The organism is Cupriavidus sp. FW305-27, from assembly GCF_058787995.1.
The window spans coordinates 39,064-55,659 of the sequence record NZ_JBYTAG010000036.1; the positions used below are offsets into that span (position 1 = coordinate 39,064).

At 66.9% G+C, this 16,596-nt stretch carries 15 protein-coding genes; 10 read left to right on the forward strand and 5 right to left on the reverse strand.

The window, feature by feature from the left end; translation table 11 throughout:
• Nucleotides 1–6: 6 nt before the first annotated feature.
• The 4 genes from AC3WRI_RS18315 to AC3WRI_RS18330 form a co-directional block, all read right to left on the reverse strand.
• On the reverse strand, nt 7–744 hold the full coding sequence (locus AC3WRI_RS18315; protein ID WP_492293749.1) for an ABC transporter ATP-binding protein: 738 nt from the start codon (nt 742–744) through the stop codon (nt 7–9).
• Nucleotides 741–1,547 (reverse strand): ABC transporter ATP-binding protein, encoded by an 807-nt coding sequence (locus AC3WRI_RS18320; RefSeq protein WP_492293751.1) that lies wholly within the window; start codon nt 1,545–1,547, stop codon nt 741–743. Before AC3WRI_RS18320 ends, AC3WRI_RS18315 begins: the two co-directional genes overlap by 4 nt.
• 7 nt (nt 1,548–1,554) lie before the next feature.
• Nucleotides 1,555–2,772: an ABC transporter substrate-binding protein gene (locus AC3WRI_RS18325; protein WP_011616810.1), complete on the reverse strand. Its 1,218-nt coding sequence runs from the start codon at nt 2,770–2,772 to the stop codon at nt 1,555–1,557.
• A gap of 165 nt (nt 2,773–2,937) precedes the next feature.
• Nucleotides 2,938–4,542, reverse strand: coding sequence for an MFS transporter (locus AC3WRI_RS18330; RefSeq protein ID WP_010813503.1), 1,605 nt, complete (start codon nt 4,540–4,542; stop codon nt 2,938–2,940).
• A 419-nt stretch (nt 4,543–4,961) separates the two neighbouring features.
• Here AC3WRI_RS18330 and AC3WRI_RS18335 point away from each other — a divergent pair, with 419 nt between their 5' ends.
• The 8 genes from AC3WRI_RS18335 to AC3WRI_RS18370 are packed head-to-tail and all read left to right on the forward strand — an operon-like array spanning nt 4,962 to nt 13,676.
• A complete protein-coding gene (locus tag AC3WRI_RS18335) occupies nt 4,962–5,924 on the forward strand; it encodes an amidohydrolase family protein (protein ID WP_058698596.1) in 963 nt (320 codons plus the stop codon).
• 21 nt (nt 5,925–5,945) lie between these two features.
• Entirely contained in the window at nt 5,946–6,698 is a 753-nt protein-coding gene (locus tag AC3WRI_RS18340) for a maleate cis-trans isomerase family protein (protein WP_492293753.1), read from the forward strand.
• Nucleotides 6,699–6,707: 9 nt separating this feature from the next.
• Nucleotides 6,708–7,535, forward strand: coding sequence for an alpha/beta fold hydrolase (locus AC3WRI_RS18345; RefSeq protein ID WP_062804643.1), 828 nt, complete (start codon nt 6,708–6,710; stop codon nt 7,533–7,535).
• A 16-nt stretch (nt 7,536–7,551) separates the two neighbouring features.
• On the forward strand, nt 7,552–8,607 hold the full coding sequence (locus AC3WRI_RS18350) for a 2,5-dihydroxypyridine 5,6-dioxygenase NicX family protein (protein WP_010813499.1): 1,056 nt from the start codon (nt 7,552–7,554) through the stop codon (nt 8,605–8,607).
• A 2-nt stretch (nt 8,608–8,609) separates the two neighbouring features.
• A complete protein-coding gene (locus AC3WRI_RS18355) occupies nt 8,610–9,236 on the forward strand; it encodes an N-carbamoylsarcosine amidohydrolase (RefSeq protein ID WP_010813498.1) in 627 nt (208 codons plus the stop codon).
• 33 nt (nt 9,237–9,269) lie between these two features.
• Entirely contained in the window at nt 9,270–11,666 is a 2,397-nt protein-coding gene (locus tag AC3WRI_RS18360) for a xanthine dehydrogenase family protein molybdopterin-binding subunit (protein ID WP_492293755.1), read from the forward strand.
• A 3-nt stretch (nt 11,667–11,669) separates the two neighbouring features.
• Nucleotides 11,670–12,497, forward strand: a complete 828-nt coding sequence (locus AC3WRI_RS18365; protein WP_010813496.1) for an FAD binding domain-containing protein — start codon at nt 11,670–11,672, stop codon at nt 12,495–12,497.
• A gap of 9 nt (nt 12,498–12,506) precedes the next feature.
• Nucleotides 12,507–13,676 (forward strand): xanthine dehydrogenase family Fe-S subunit, encoded by a 1,170-nt coding sequence (locus AC3WRI_RS18370; RefSeq protein WP_454749140.1) that lies wholly within the window; start codon nt 12,507–12,509, stop codon nt 13,674–13,676.
• A 35-nt stretch (nt 13,677–13,711) separates the two neighbouring features.
• On the opposite strand, the gene AC3WRI_RS18375 is transcribed toward AC3WRI_RS18370, so the two are convergent.
• Nucleotides 13,712–14,308 (reverse strand): helix-turn-helix domain-containing protein, encoded by a 597-nt coding sequence (locus AC3WRI_RS18375; protein WP_010813494.1) that lies wholly within the window; start codon nt 14,306–14,308, stop codon nt 13,712–13,714.
• 103 nt (nt 14,309–14,411) lie between these two features.
• Here AC3WRI_RS18375 and kbl point away from each other — a divergent pair, with 103 nt between their 5' ends.
• Both kbl and AC3WRI_RS18385 read left to right on the forward strand, forming a co-directional pair.
• Entirely contained in the window at nt 14,412–15,611 is a 1,200-nt protein-coding gene (kbl, locus tag AC3WRI_RS18380; protein WP_010813493.1) for a glycine C-acetyltransferase, read from the forward strand.
• Nucleotides 15,611–16,567: an L-threonine 3-dehydrogenase gene (locus tag AC3WRI_RS18385; protein WP_492293757.1), complete on the forward strand. Its 957-nt coding sequence runs from the start codon at nt 15,611–15,613 to the stop codon at nt 16,565–16,567. The genes kbl and AC3WRI_RS18385 overlap by 1 nt, the downstream gene beginning before the upstream one ends.
• Nucleotides 16,568–16,596 lie beyond the last annotated feature (29 nt).

The following is a 16,596-nucleotide window of genomic DNA, read 5'->3' on the forward strand; positions in this document are numbered from 1 at the left end:
GTCTCCTTAAACGCCCAGCAAGGCGCTGAGCGTGGGCATCTTTCGTTCGAGCTCATCGGCGCCGAAGGCCTCGACGATGCGGCCGTGCTCCATCACGAAGAAGCGGTCCGCCAGCGGCGCGGCAAAGCGGAAGTTCTGCTCCACCATGACGATGGTGTAGCCGCCGCCGCGCAGCATGGCGATCATCTTCGCCAGCTTTTGCACGATCACGGGCGCCAGGCCTTCCGAGATCTCGTCGAGCAGCAGCACGCTGGCGCCAGTGCGCAGGATGCGGGCCACCGCCAGCATCTGCTGCTCGCCGCCCGACATGCGCGTGCCCTGGCTCTTGCGCCGCTCGTGCAGGTTGGGGAACATCTCGTAGATCTCGCCTAGCGTCATGGGCTCGCGCAGTCCGACCGCCCCCGGGGTGCAGGCGAATTGCGGCGGCAGCAGCAGGTTCTCCTCGCAGGACAGGCTGGCGAAGATGGCGCGCTCTTCCGGGCAGTAGCCCAGGCCCAGCGGTGCGATGCGGTGCGTCTTCATGCCGATGGTTTCCTGGCCGTGCACACGCACCGAACCCTTGCGCATGCCGACCAGGCCCATGATGGCGCGCAGCGTGGTGGTGCGTCCGGCGCCGTTGCGGCCGAGCAGCGTCACCACCTCGCCCGGGTTGACGGTCAGGTCCACGCCGTGAAGGATGTGCGACTCGCCATACCAGGCGTGCAGGCCGCGGAGTTCGAGGGCAGGGGAGGCCGTCCTTGTCATGATGCCTCCGCGTTCAGCGCCGCCGCGGCTGCGTGGCGGTCTTCGGGTTCGTCGGTGGTTCCCATATAGGCTTCCCTTACCTGCGGATTGCGTGAGATCTCGTCATAGGTCCCTTCTGCCAGCACCGCGCCGCGCTGCAGCACCGTGATGCGGTCCACGATGGACGACACCACGCTCATGTTGTGTTCCACCATCAGCACCGTCCGCCCCGCCGAAACGCGCTTGATCAGGGCGGTGACGGTCTCCACGTCTTCATGCCCCATGCCTTGCGTCGGTTCGTCCAGCAGCATCAGCTCCGGGTCGGTCGCGAGCGTGGTGGCGAGTTCCAGCGCGCGCTTGCGCCCGTAGGCCAGCTCCGCCGTGCCCAGGTGCGCGAAGCCGGCCAGGCCGACCGCATCCAGCAGTTCCATGGCGCGGCCGTCCAGCCGCGACAGGGAGCGCCTGCCACGCCAGAAATGCCAGGAGGTCCCGAGCCGGCGCTGCAGCGCGATGCGCACGTTCTCCAGCACCGTCAGTTGCGGAAACACCGCCGAGATCTGGAACGAGCGGATCACCCCCATGCGGGCGATCTGGGCCGGCCGCAGCGCGGTGATGTCGGTGCCGTTGAAGTGGATCGAGCCTGACGAGGGCGCATGGAACTTCGTCAGCAGGTTGAAGCAGGTGGTCTTGCCGGCGCCGTTGGGGCCGATCAGCGCGTGGATCGAGCCCCGCCGCACGGACAGGCTGACATCGCTGACTGCGGTAAAGCCCTTGAACGCCTTGGTCAGTCCCTGCGTCTGCAGGATTACATCAGTGTCAGGCATGGCGCGCTCACTTCTTCACCAGGGGACATTCGCTGGCGGACAGCGGCCGGAAGGCTTCGTCGCCGGGGATCGTGCCGATGTACCTGACCAGGTCCCACGGGCCCTTGGACTCGGCCGGGGTCTTGGCCTGGGCCAGGTACATGTCATGCACCATGCGGCCGTCGACACGCACCTTGCCATTGCGCACGAAGGCATCGTTGACGGGCAGCGCGCGCATCTTCTCCGCCACGGCCGGGCCTTCCACGGTCTTGGCGGCTTCCACCGCCTTCAGGTAATGCAGCACGCCTGAATAGACGCCGATCTGGCCATGCGTGGGATAGGCCTTGTGGCGCTTGTAGTAGCGCTCGACGAAGTCCTTCGACTTGCCATCCAGGTCGAGCTTGAACGGGTCGACATAGGTCAGCCCTTGCGCAGCGTTCAGGCCCAGGCTCTTGATATCGGTGATGAAGGTGGAGGGCGTGATCACCGTCTGGCCCGCCTTGATCAGGCCGAACTCGCCGGCTGCCTTGACCCCGTTGATCATGTCGTTGCCGGCGTTGGCCAGCACCACCACCTTGGCCTTGGAAGCCGAGGCGGCCACCACCGGGCTGCTGAAATCGCTGGCGTTGAGCGGATGCCGGGTGGCGCCCACGTTCTTGCCGCCGCCTGCGTCCACGGCCTTGCGGAAATCTGCCTCCAGCGACTGGCCGAAGGCGTAGTCCACGGTGATGTAGTACCAGCTGTTGCGGCCCTGTTCGATCATGCGCCGCACCAGCGGGTAAGACACCGAATACGTGTCCCAGGCCCAATGGAAGCCGGTGGGCGAGCAGTTCTGGTTGGTCAGCGCCATGGCGCCGCCGGTCGAGACGATGTCGATCTTCTGCTTCTGCCGCGCCACCTCCTGCACCGCCAGCGCGGTCGACGAGTTGGGAAAGTCGATCACCATGTCGACGCCATCGGTATCGAACCAGCGGCGCGCCAGCGACGAGGCGATATCGGCCTTGTTCTGGTGATCGGCGGAAAGCACCGTCACAGGTTTGCCGAGGGCCTTGCCGCCGAACTCTTCCACGGCCATCTGCGCGGCAAGCACGGAGCCCTTGCCGGAGAGGTCGGCATAGGAGCCGGACATGTCGGTGATGACGCCGATCTTCACGCCATTGGCGTCGGCCAGTGCGGGCGTGGCGGCGGCCAGGCCCAGCAGGGCGGAGGACGCAGCGAGGGTGCGGAGGATGCGAGAGGTGGACATCAGGGGCTCCAGGTTGTCTACGCGAAAGATTGGAATGGTTGCTGCGTCGGCAGACCGCGGCGCCATCGCTGCGCCGCGGGTAGCGCGGATAAACTCAGTATGCTGAATAGTTTGCCGGAAGAAAGGGCGGAGAGATCCGCCCTTCAGCTTCACCCGTAGTGCCGCTCAGGTGGCCAGATCGCGGCCGCGCGTCTCCGGCACGAACAGCATGCCGATGACAAAGGCCAGACCGGCGATGATCACCGGGTACCACAGGCCGAAGTAGACGTCGCCGCTGGCCACGTTCATGGCCGTGACCACGAAGGACAGCATGCCGCCGACCCAGCCCGCGCCGAGGTGGAAGGGCAGCGACAGCGAGGTGTAGCGCACCCGGGCCGGGAACAGCTCCACCATGAAGGCCGCCATCGGCCCGTACACCATGGCCAGGAACAGGATCGGGACCAGCAGCAGCACGAATACCATCGGCGTGTTGATCTTGGCGGGGTCCGCGCGCTCGGGCCAGCCGGCCGCCACCAGCGCGCTCTTGATGGCGTCGCGGTCAAAGCCCTGCAGCGTGCGATCCGCGATGCGTACTTCAGCCTGCGCCGGATTGCTGGCCGGCACGAAGGTGTAGCCCACGCCCAGGTCGGTCAGGTAGCCGCGGATCTTGTCGCAGGCGGACACCGGCTCGCCGAACAGGCGCGCCTTGCAGTCGCCGGCCGTCACCTGCACGGCGCCCTGCTGCTGGAACTGTTCCAGCGCCGGATTGGCATAGTGCGTCAGGCCCTTGAACACCGGCTGGATGCACACCGCCGCCAGCAGGCAGGCGGCCATCATGATGTACTTGCGGCCGATGCGGTCGGACAGCCAGCCGAACAGCAGGTAGCAGGGGGTGGCCACCACCAGCGCGATCCCGATCAGCATGTGGACCGTTTCGAGCGGCACGTGCAGCGTCTTGTTGAGGAAGAACATCGAATAGAAGTGGCCGGTGCCGAAGATGGCGCCCAGGCCCGCCGCCACCACGAACAGCAGCAGCACCGACCTGAGGTTCTTCCAGTTGGTGAAACTCTCGCGGATCGGCGCCCTCGAGGTGGTGTTGGCAGCCTTCATCCGGGCAAAGACCGGCGATTCATGCAGCTTGCCGCGGATGTAGACCGAGATCACCAGCATCACAAGCGACACGATGAAGGGAATGCGCCAGCCCCAGTCACGGAACTCGGCCTCGGTCAGGAAGGTCTTGAGCAGGTAGACGACCAGCAACGAGGACAGCAGGCCCAGCGTTGCCGTGGTCTGCAGCGAACTGGTGTACAGCCCGCGCTTGTGCACGGGGGAGTGCTCGGCCACGTAGGTGACCGCGCCGCCGACCTCGCCGCCCAGCGCCAGGCCTTGCAGCAGCCGCAGCAACACCAGCAGCACGGTGGCGGTGATGCCGATCTGCTCATACGTGGGCAGCACGCCGACGCCGACGGTGGCAACACCCATCAGCAGGATGGTGACCAGGAAGGTGTACTTGCGCCCGATCAGGTCGCCCAGGCGGCCGAACAGCAGCGCGCCCACCGGCCGTATCAGGAAGCCTGCGCCGAAGGTGGCCAGGCTGGCCAGGAAGGCGGCAGTCTCATTGCCCTTGGGGAAGAACAGTGCGCCGAAATACACCGCCAGTGCGGCGTAGATGTAAAAGTCGTACCACTCCATCAGGGCGCCGAAGGAAGAGGCAAGGATGACCTTGCGCTCCTCGGCTGTCATGCCGGATGCGGGGGCGCGTGTCTCGCTGCGAGTCAGGCTGATCGTCATGGCGGGGGTCCTTTGGTCTAGCTATTGTCTCTATATGTCTGCTCGTCCCGGCGGTGCCGGCCCCGCTGGCCAGGGCCTGTCGGTCCCTCGCGCAGTGCAGCGCCGCATCCTTCCGGTGCATCAGTCAGTATGCTGAGCAAAATGCGGGCCAGTCCACAATGTGCCGGAATGCCCGAAATCGCCTATTTAAATGGCCTTTTAATATCGTCAGCATACTGAGCATCTGGGCTCAGTGTACTGAGCACCTATGGTCATCGTTATAGGTGTTAACCCTCCGCGCCGTTTCTAGACTTTTGGAAATTCGCTGACTAGAATCCGAAACTAATCAGTGTACTGATCAATTGCATCGGTGCACGCCGCATGCCATGCAGCACACGCCCGCAGCGAAGCGATTTCACCAATCAGGAGCCCCCACCAGCATGACCAAAGTGAAGAAGATCGCCCTCGAAGAGCATTTCATGACGCCGGGATTTCAGGCCTATTCCAAGGCGTTCACGCAGCATATTGATCCGGCGGTGTTTGCCGAGCTGGGCCGCCGCCTCGCCGATTTCGACGAGGACCGCCTTGCCGAGATGGACCGCGCCGGCATCGACATCACGGTGCTGTCGCAGACGGGTCCGGGCGTGCAGGGCGAGCCCGATGCCGGCCTCGCCGTGGCGCAGGCGCGCGAGAGCAATGACTTCCTGGCCGCGCAGATCGCGCGCCACCCCACGCGCTTTGCCGGCTTTGCCGCGCTGCCCATGCACGACCCGGAACAGGCCGCGCGCGAGCTGGAACGCGCCGTGCGCGAGCTTGGCTTCAAGGGCTCGCTGGTGAACGGCCATACCCACGGGCGCTACTACGACGACCCGGCATACGATGCTTTCTGGGAACGCATGCAGGCGCTGGACGTGCCCATGTACCTGCACCCGACCGACGCGCTGGTTCAGCCGCAGGTCCTGGCGGGCCACCCCGAGCTGACCGGCGCGGCGTGGGGCTGGGGCGTCGAGACCGCATCGCATGCGCTGCGGCTGCTGTTCGGCGGCGTGTTCGACCGCTTCCCGCGCCTGAAGCTCATCCTCGGCCATATGGGCGAGGGCCTGCCGTACCAGCGCTGGCGCTTCGACAGCCGCTTTGCGGTCTATTCGCACGGCGTCCGGCTGGAGCGCTCACCTTCGGAATACATCGGCACCAATATCGTCATCACCACTTCGGGGGTGTGTTCGCACGGTGCGCTGGCCGGTGCCATTGCCGAGCTCGGCGCTGAGGCCGTGATGTTCTCGGTCGACTATCCCTACGAATCCACCGAAGTCGCGGCTAAGTTCATCGAGGACGCGCCGCTCGACGACACCATGCGCGCGCTGGTCTGCCACGGCAACGCGCAACGCCTGCTCAAGCTGTAACCGTACAACCCGAGGACCCTCATGCAAAAAGTCTTTCGCATCGGCCAGATCGTTCCCAGCTCGAACACGACCATGGAAACCGAGATTCCCGCGATGCTGCTGGCGCGCCAGCAGATCCGTCCGGAGCGCTTCACCTTCCACTCCAGCCGCATGCGCATGAAGAAGGTGGTCAAGGAAGAGCTGGCCGCCATGGATGCCGAATCCGACCGCTGCGCGGTGGAACTTAGCGACGCCCGCGTCGACGTGCTCGGCTACGCCTGCCTGGTCGCCATCATGGCCATGGGCCACGGCTATCACCGCAAGTCGGAGCAGCGCCTGAAGGTCCACACCATCGAGAATGGCGGCGACGCGCCGGTGATCACCAGCGCCGGTGCGCTGGTGGATGCGCTGCGCGTGATCGGCGCGCGCCGCATCGCCGTGGTCGCGCCATACTTGAAGCCGTTGACCGAGCTTGTGGTGGATTACATCCGCAACGAAGGCTATGAGGTGGTGGACTACTGTGCGCTGGAGATTCCGGACAACCTTGAGGTCGGCCGCCACGATCCGGCGCGGCTGCCGGGCATCGTGTCGCAGATGAACCTGGCGGATGTCGATGCCATCGTGCTGTCGGCCTGCGTGCAGATGCCGTCGCTGCCGGCAGTGGCAAAGGTAGAGGCGATGACGGGTAAGCCGGTCATCACCGCGGCCATTGCCACGACCTACGCCATGCTCAAGGCGCTGGACCTGGAGCCGGTCGTGCCGGGCGCCGGCGCGCTGCTGTCGGGCGCCTACTGAGGGCTTGCCATGACCACCTTCCTTTATGGCGGGCATGTCCATGCCAACGGCATTCGCCAGCACTTCCTGCGCTATGGTGGAAACGACGGTGAACGCGCCGCGCGCGATCCCGTGATCATCGTGCCGGGCATCACCAGCCCGGCAATCACCTGGGGCTTCGTCGGCGAGCGCTTTGGCGCCAGCTTCGATACCTATGTGCTGGATGTGCGCGGGCGTGGCCTGTCGTCGGCCGAGGCCGGGATGGACTACAGCCTCGACGCCCAGGCCCGCGACGTGGTGGCCTTTGCCGAGGCACTTGGCCTGCGCCGCCACAGCGTGGTTGGCCATTCGATGGGCGCGCGCATCGGCGTGCGCGCCGCGGCGGGCCGGCCTGGCGGCCTGGCCAGACTGGTGCTGGTCGACCCGCCGGTGTCGGGGCCCGGGCGCCGCGCGTATCCTGCGCAACTGCCGTGGTATGTGGATTCCATCCGCCTGTCGCGCCAGGGCACCGACGTGGAAGGCATGCGCCGCTTCTGCCCGACCTGGACCGACGAGCAGCTGCGCCTGCGCGCCGAATGGCTGCATACCTGCAACGAAGACGCCGTGGTGCGCAGCTTTGAGGATTTCCATCGCGACGACATCCATGCGGACCTGCCCCGGGTCAAGGTGCCGACGCTGCTGATGACCGCCGGGCGTGGCGACGTGGTGCGCGCTGAAGACGTGGCGGAGATCCGCACGCTGCTGCCGGGGGTGCTGGTCAGCCACGTTGCCGGGGCCGGCCACATGATCCCGTGGGATGACGAAGCGGGCTTTTACGCGGCGTTTGGGGATTTCCTCGGCGCGCCGCTGACGCAATGACAAGCAAGGAGGCGACATGCCGGTAAGTGACCACCAGATGATCGAGGCCTGGCGCAAGGTGCTGAAGCTGTCGCGGCTGGAGCCGGGGCAGACCGTCACCATCCTGACCAGCGCCGCGACCCACCCGCAGACGCTCTCCACCGCGCTGATCGCCACGCAGGCGATGGGTGCCATCGTCAACCGGCTCGACCTGCCGCCCGTCAACGGCGAAAAGGCGCTGAGCCGCGACGCGCTGGCCTATCTGGGCACGACCCCGCTCACGGGCAACCGGGCCGCGATCGCCGCGCTCAGGGAAAGCGACCTGGTGCTGGACCTGATGACGCTGCTGTTCTCCCCCGAACAGCACGACATCCTGAAGGGCGGCACCAAAATCCTGCTGGCCGCCGAGCCGCCCGAGGTGCTGACGCGCCTGGTGCCTTGCGAGGCCGACCGCGAGCGCGTCAAGGCCGCCTCCGAGCGGCTGGCCCGCGCCAAGGAGATGCATGTGGTGTCGCCGGCCGGCACCGACCTGCGCTGCCCGCTGGGCGAGTTCCCGGCCATCAGCGAGTATGGCTTTGTCGACGAGCCCGGGCGCTGGGACCACTGGCCCAGCGGCTTCGCGCTGACCTGGCCCAACGAGGGCGCTGCCAATGGCACCATCGTGCTGGAGCGCGGCGACATCCTGCTGCCGCAGAAGACCTACGTCACCGAGCCGGTCATGCTGACGGTGGAGGGCGGCTTTGCCACGCGCATCGAAGGCGGCCTGCACGCCGAACTGCTGAGCGAGTACATGGCCTCCTTCAACGACCCGCAGGCCTATGCCATCTCGCATATCGGCTGGGGGCTGCAGCCGCGCGCGCACTGGTCCACGCTGGGGCTGTACGATCGCGAGGCCACCATCGGCATGGACGCGCGCGCGTTCGAGGGCAACTTCCTGTTCTCGCTCGGCCCCAATAACGAAGCCGGCGGCAGCCGCACCACGGCCTGCCATATCGATATTCCCGTGCGCAACTGCACCGTGCGCCTGGACGGCGTGGATGTGGTGAGCCGCGGCAAGGTCATGGACGGGTTCCGCTACCCGGAGGAGAAGTAGCCATGCACAAGGAGATCGGCGCGTACCAGCGCCAGGGCTTCGGCAACGACCTGGAACTGGCGGGCCCGTTCGGGCTGCTGGTGGTCGATTTCGTCAACGGCTTTGCCGACCCGGAGGTGTTCGGCGGCGGCAATATCCGCGAGGCCATCGCCAACACCGTGCCGCTGCTGGCCGTGGCACGGCGCGAAGGCTGGGCGATTGCGCACAGCCGCATCGTCTTTGCGGACGATGGTTCGGACCACAACATCTTTTCCATGAAGGTGCCGAACATGCTGTCGCTGAAGGAGCGCGAACGCAACAGCGCCATCGTCGAAGAACTGGCGCCGCGGGTGGGCGAGCTGGTGGTGCGCAAGACCGTGCCGTCGGCGTTCTTCGGTACGTCGCTGGCCGCCTGGCTGACGCAGCGCGGCGTGCGCACGCTGGTGGTGGCCGGCGCGGTGACCAGCGGCTGCGTGCGCGCCAGCGTGGTGGACGCCATGCAGTACGGCTTGCGGCCGCTGGTGCTGTCGGATTGCGTCGGCGACCGCGCGCTTGGACCGCACCAGGCCAACCTGTTCGACATGGAGCAGAAATATGCGACGGTCACCACGCGCGCGGAAGGGCTGGCGGCCATCGGGGTGCGCGAATGAGCGCTTGCATGAATCATCGGGACGGATAAAACAATGACATCGTCGATGGAACCGGATCATTCGGAAGGAGGGTGCGGCCAGGGCGTGGGAGCCCGGGTGGCGCGCAAGGAAGACGCCAGGCACCTGCACGGCAAGGGCCGCTTTGTCGCGGACATCGCCATGCCGGACCTGCAGGAGGTGGCCTTCCTGCGCAGCCCCGTGGCGCATGCCAGGCTGTTGTCCGTGACCAAGCCCGCGCGCCACGCGCAAGCGGTGATCGTGCGCGAGGACATGGCGGCGGCGCGGGACATCGTCGCGGATTCGGCGTTCCCGTCCTACCAGCCGTCGGCTCAGGCGCCGCTGGCCAGCGGCAAGGTGCGCTTTGTCGGCGAGCCCGTTGCCATGGCCTTTGCCCCCACGCGCGCCGAAGCCGAGGACATCGCCGAGCAGGTGGTGGCCGAGTTCGACGAGCTGCCCGCGCTGACCGACGTGGCGCAGGCCCGCCAGCTCGCTGGCGAGGTGCGCGTGCACGAACACTGGCGCGATAACACCTTCCTGACGCTGAATATCGACAAGAACTTCGAGGCGCGCCAGCGCGAGGCCTCCGTCGTCGTTCACCGCAAGGTCAACCTGGCGCGCCAGTGCATGGTGCCGATGGAGGGCAAGGCGGTGCTGGCCTACTGGGACCACCAGTTCGACCAGCTGGTGGTGTACAGCGCCACCCAGGTGCCGCATATGATCCGGACCATCCTGAGCCATTGCCTGGACCTGGACCAGGCGCGCGTGCGCGTGATCTCGCCGGACGTTGGCGGCGCCTTTGGCTACAAATGCGTGCTGCAGCAGGAAGAGCTCTGTATCGCCTGGCTGGCGCTGACCTACAAGCGGCCGTTCCGCTTTATCGAGGATCGGCGCGAGCACCTGACCGCCGGCGCCAACTCGCGCGAGCATCACTACGAGCTTACCGCCTATGCCGACAAGCGCGGCCGCCTGCTGGCGCTGGACGCGAACATTGCCATCGACGGCGGTGCCTATTCGGTCTGGCCATTCACCATCGGGCTGGAGCCGGGGCAGGCGATCGGCAACCTGCCCGGTCCCTATGCCTTCGACGGATACCGCTGCGAGACTACCTGCGTGGCCACCAACAAGCCGGGTTTCGTGCCGTATCGCGGTGTGGCCCGGACCGGCGTCTGTTTCGCCATGGAGCTGATGATCGACGCGATCGCGCGCGAGGTGGGACGCGAGCCGTGGGAGGTGCGCGTTGAAAACCTGGTGCCGCCGCAGGCCATGCCTTACGTCAACGTGACCAACAAGCACTTCGACGGCGGCGACTACCCGGCCAGCGTGCGCCAGGCGATGGAGATGATCGACCTGCCCGCGATCCGCGCGCGGCAGCAGGCGGGTCCGCAGGGCAGCCGCTATGTCGGCGTGGGCTTTGGCACCTACACCGAGCAGTCGGCGCACGGCACTTCCGTGTTCGCGGCCTGGGGCACGCCGGTGATCCCCGGCTTCGACTCGGCGACGGTGCGCATCACGCCGGACGGCGGGCTGGAGGTGCGCGTCGGCGTGCACTCGCACGGGCAGGGCATGGAGACTACCTTCGCGCAGATTGCCCACGAGATCCTGGGCATCGACATCGGACGGATCAAGCTGGTGCACGGCGATACCGGACTCACGCCGTTCTCCACCGGTACCTATGCCTCGCGCTCGCTGGTGATGTCGGGCGGCGCGGTGTCGCGGGCGTGCAAGGCGCTGCTGCCGCGGCTGCAGAAGATTGGCGCGCATATGCTGGGGCAGCGGGTGGAGGCGGTAACGTTTGCAGCCGGCGCGGTTCGTGCGGGCGATGCCGACGCCATCGACATCGGCCGTATTGCCGACGCCTGGTACATCAATCCCCACCTGCTGCCGCCCGATGTGGATGCGCAAGGGCTGGAGGTCACCATGGGCTTCAAGCCCGCGGTCGACACCGGCAGCTTCACCTACGCCACGCATGCGGTCGCGGTGGAAGTCGACACCGATTCCGGCCATGTCGAGATCCTGGACTACGTGGTGGTGGAGGACTGCGGCACCATGATCAATCCGATGGTGGTCGAGGGCCAGACCTATGGCGGCGTGGCACAGGGCATCGGCACCGCGATGTTCGAAGAGATGCGCTATGACGGCAACGGGCAGCCGCTGGCTTCCACGCTGGCGGACTACATGCTGCCCGGGCCGACCGAGATTCCGTCGATCCGCATCCATCATTTCGAGACGCCGTCGCCGCATACGGAATTCGGCGCCAAGGGCATGGGCGAGGGCGGTGCCATCGCACCGCCGGCGGCGATCTTCAACGCGGTGAACGACGCCTTGCGCGGCTTCGGCGTCGAACTTCAGGAGACGCCGCTGACCCCGAGAAAGATCCTTGAAGCGCTGGATGCGGCAGTGGCCGGCGCACAGAGCAAGAAGGCAGCCTGACCGATGAAAGCCGTCGCTTTTTCCTATCATGCGCCCGGCTCGCTGCCGGACGCGCTGGCCCGCCTTGGCGCGGGCACCGACGTGGCCAAGACCATGGGCGGAGGCCAGTCGCTCGGCCCGATGCTGAACCTGCGGCTGACCCGTCCCGACACGGTGGTCGATGTGTCGGGGCTGGCCGAACTGCGGCAAGTCGCGTCCACCCCCGATGGCATCCGCATCGGCGCCTGCGTGACCCATGCGCAGATCGAGGACGGCGTGTTCGCGCCGCTGCAGGGCACCATGCTGCAGGCCGTGGCGGGCGGCATTGCCTACCGCGCGATCCGCAACCGCGGCACCGTTGGCGGCAGCCTGGCCCATGCGGACCCGGCCGCGGACTGGGTCGTGGTGATGACCGCGCTGGGTGCGCGCATCGAGATTGCATCAGGCACCGGCACGCGCGAGGTGCCCATGGAAGCCTTCATGATCGGCGCCTACACCACGGTGCTGGCCGATGGCGAGCTGATCGCCGCCGTGCGCGTGCCGCACGCCACCGCGCACAGCCGCTGGGGCTACCAGAAGCTGTGCCGCAAGACCGGCGAGTTTGCCGAAGCCAGCTGCGCCGCGTACTTCGATGCCAGCCGCCGCTTCGCACGCATCGTGCTCGGCGCGCTGGACGGACCGCCGGTGGTGCTGCCCGGCCTCACGCGCGCGGTCGCCGCGCAAGGCGCCGCAGCGCTCACCGCCGGTGCCGTGGACGAAGCGGTGGCGCAGGCCGCGCCCGGCAAGGACGCCATCGACCGCAAGCTTTACCGTACCGTCGTGATGCGCTGCGTCACGCAAATGCTGAACTGAGGAGCGCCCGTGCAGACCATCGAATTCAATGTCAACGGCCGCCGGGTTTCCGGCGCGTGCGCGGACCGGACGCACCTGGGCGACTTCCTGCGCGACACGCACCGGCTGACCGGCACCCACCTCGGCTGCGAGCACGGCGTGTGCGGCGCCTGCACCGTGCTGCTCGACGACAAGCCGGTGCGTTCGTGCATCACCTTCGCGGCTGCCTGCCAGGGCGCCGACATCGTCACCGTCGAAGGCTACCAGGACGATGCCGTGATGGCCGGCCTGCGCGCGGCGTTCAACCAGCACCACGCGCTGCAGTGCGGCTTCTGCACGCCGGGCATGCTGGCGACCGCGCGCGACATCGTGCTGCGCCTGCCCGACGCCGACGACGCCACCATCCGTCACGAACTGTCGGGCAACCTGTGTCGCTGCACCGGCTATATGGGAATCGTCGCCGCCATCCGCTCGGTGCTGGACGCACGCCGCGCAACAGCCGGCGTGATTGCGCGGCACGCCGCGGGCGCGGCGCCGGCCGAAGCGCCGTTCACCGGTTTTGCCGTTGCGGACGAAGCGCTCGGCACGCTGCCTCACCTGGCCGCGGGCACCGGCGTCGAGGCGGAACGGTCAGCCGACCGCAAGGGCTGGTCGCGCATCGAAGGCGGCTTCACCGTCCCCTATACGCTCGACGCGGTATGGGCCTTCATGGCCGACCTGCCGGCCGTGGCAGGCTGCCTGCCGGGTGCGGTGCTCACTGAAATGGAGGGGGAGAAGGTCAAGGGCCATATCGCCATCAAGTTCGGCCCGATGTCCGCCAGGTTCGAAGGCGCCGCGCGCCTGCAGCGCGACGACGCGAACAAGCGCGGCGTGCTGAAGGGGGCGGGGCAGGACTCGCTCAGCAATTCCAAGGCCGCGGGCGACATCGCCTACCAGCTGAAGGCGCTTGCCGCGCACGAGACCGAGGTTGCGGTCGACCTGCAGTATTCGCTGCAGGGGCCGCTGGCGCAGTTCTCGCGGTCGGGGCTGGTGCGCGATTTCGTGCGGCGCATGATTGCGGATTTCGGCAAGTCGGTGGCGCGCCGGATGGACCCGACGCTGAGCGATGCCGAACGCAACCAGGCGGTACGCCTCAATCCCGCGGCGATGTTCTTCGGCGTGCTGTGGGAGCGGGTCAAACGGTGGTTCGGCGCCCGCTGAACCCGCCCTCCGGGCTGTCGCAACCCTTGCCCGCGTCAGCCCGGATGCACTACAACCAGTAGTGCGGTGGCAGTGGTCTTGCCGCCATTGGAGATCGCATGTGCGACATCGGCCGCATAGCGCGCGGTCTCGCCGTGCCTCAGCTTCTTTTCATCGGCACCCGCGCGCACTGTCATCGATCCGCTCAGCACAGACAGGTGTTCCTGGGTGCCGGCCTCGTGTGGCTCGGAGGCCAGCACGCCGCCGGCCTGGATGGTCAGCTCATACCACTCGAAGCGCCCGGCCAGGTCGATCGGGCCCAGGATGCGCAGGTCGCAGCGGGTATCAGGGCTTTTCAGCGACGGGATCGCGTGCGGCTGGACCACGGTGATGCCGCCGGCGGGGCGCTCAGCGGCGCCTCCGGCGAGGAAGTCCGTCAGGTTCACCCCAAGCGCATTGGCCAGGCGCCACAGCACCGCCACAGTGGGGTTGGCCAGGTTGCGTTCGATCTGCGACAGCATCGACTTGGAAACCCCGGCACGGCGCGACAGTTCATCGAGCGACAGCCGTTGCTGCTGGCGCAGCGCCTGCAGCGCCATGCCGACGGCGGGCGGGCCATCGGCCTGCGGGGTCTGGGCGAGGGCTTGCGTCATGGATTAATGTTCGTTATATTGCGCAAAATGTTCGATATACAGAACGTGTTCGATTTATCGATCGAATCCTAGCATATCCCTCGCACACCAACGGGAGCCATCCATGTCGAATGCCGAGGCATTCTATGCATCCATCCGTACCGAACTCGAAAGCATCCGCGCGGCGGGGCTGTTCAAGAACGAGCGCGTGATCGCCACGCCGCAGGGTGCGCGGGTGCGCACCACCGACGGCCGCGAGGTCATCAACCTGTGCGCCAACAACTACCTTGGCTTGTCGTCGCACCCGCAGGTGATCGAGGCCGCGCATGAAGCGCTGCGCACGCATGGCTTCGGGCTGAGCTCGGTGCGCTTTATCTGCGGCACGCAAGACCTGCACAAGACGCTGGAGGCGCGGCTGTCGGCCTTCCTCGGCACCGAGGACACCATCCTCTATGGCTCGGCCTTCGATGCCAATGGCGGTTTGTTCGAAACGCTGCTGGGCGCGGAAGACGCGGTCATCAGCGATGCGCTCAACCATGCCTCGATCATCGACGGCATCCGCCTGTCCAAGGCGCGCCGCTACCGCTACCAGCACAACGACATGGACGACCTGCGCGTGCAACTGGAGCAGGCGCGGGCCGACGGCGCGCGCTACACGCTGGTGTTTTCCGACGGCGTGTTCTCGATGGACGGCACCGTGGCGCGGCTCGACGAGATGCGCGCGATCTGCGACGAGTACGGCGCGCTGCTGGGCATAGATGAATGCCATGCCACCGGTTTCATGGGCCAGCGCGGGCGCGGCACGCATGAGGCGCGCGGCGTGTTCGGCAAGATCGACATCATTACCGGCACGCTGGGCAAGGCGCTGGGTGGCGCCTCCGGCGGCTTCACCAGCGCGCGCAAGGAAGTGGTGGCACTGCTGCGCCAGCGTTCGCGGCCGTATTTGTTCTCCAACACCGTGGCGCCGGCCATCGTGGGCGCGTCGATCGCGGTGCTCGATATCCTGGAAGCCAGCACCGAGCTGCGCGACCGGCTGGAGGGCAATACCAGGTTCTTCCGCGCGGGACTGGACCGGTTGGGCTTCGACGTCAAGGCAGGCGACCACCCGATCATCCCGATCATGGTCTACGACGCCGACAAGGCGCAGCAACTGGCGCAGCGCCTGCTGGAGCTCGGCGTGTACGTGGTCGGCTTCTTCTACCCGGTGGTACCCAAGGGCCAGGCGCGCATCCGCGTGCAGATGAGCGCGCTGCATGACGAGGCCGCGCTGCAGGCGGCGCTGGATGCCTTCGGCCAGGCTGGCCGTGAACTGGGGCTGATCTGATGGAAGCTGGCAAACCGAAGATCCTGATTGTCGGCGCCAACGGCCAGATCGGGTCTGAACTGGCACTGGCGCTGGCCGAGCGCTACGGGCGCACCAACGTGATCACCTCCGACGTGGTGCCCACCGGCCGCCATGTGCACCTGACGCACGAGATGCTCAACGCCACCGACCGCGGCGAGCTGGCCACCGTGGTCGAGCGCCATGGCATCACCCAGGTCTACCTGCTGGCCGCCGCGCTGTCCGCCACCGGCGAAAAGGCGCCGCAGTGGGCCTGGAACCTCAATATGACCAGCCTGCTCAATGTGCTGGAGCTGGCGCGGCAGACCGGGCTGGAGCGGGTGTTCTGGCCAAGCTCGATTGCAGCCTTCGGCCCGACCACGCCTGCCGGACAGACACCGCAGAAGACCGTGATGGAGCCCACCACGGTCTACGGCATCTCCAAGCAGGCGGGCGAGGGTTGGTGCCGCTGGTATCACGCCAACCACGGCGTGGATGTGCGCAGCGTGCGCTATCCGGGCCTGATCTCGCACAAGACGCCACCCGGCGGCGGCACCACCGACTATGCGGTCGACATCTTCCATGCGGCGGTGACGGGCGAGCCCTACACCTGCTTCCTGAAGGAAGACGAAGCCCTGCCGATGATGTATATGCCCGATGCGATCCGCGCCACCATCGAACTGATGGACGCCCCGGCGGACAAGCTGAGCGAGCGCGGCAGCTACAACATCGCCGGCATGAGCTTCACGCCCGCGCAGATCGCCGCGGCCATCCGCGAGCAGGTGCCGGGCTTCCAGATCCGCTATGAACCCGACTATCGCCAGGCGATTGCGCAGGGCTGGCCGGATTCGATCGATGATTCGATCGCGCGCGCGGACTGGGGGTGGAAGGCCCAGTATGGACTGAAGGAGATGGTCGCGGACATGCTTGCCAACCTGAAGGCCACGCTGGCGGGCTGAAGCGCTATGGCCCCAACGGGAAGCGCGTG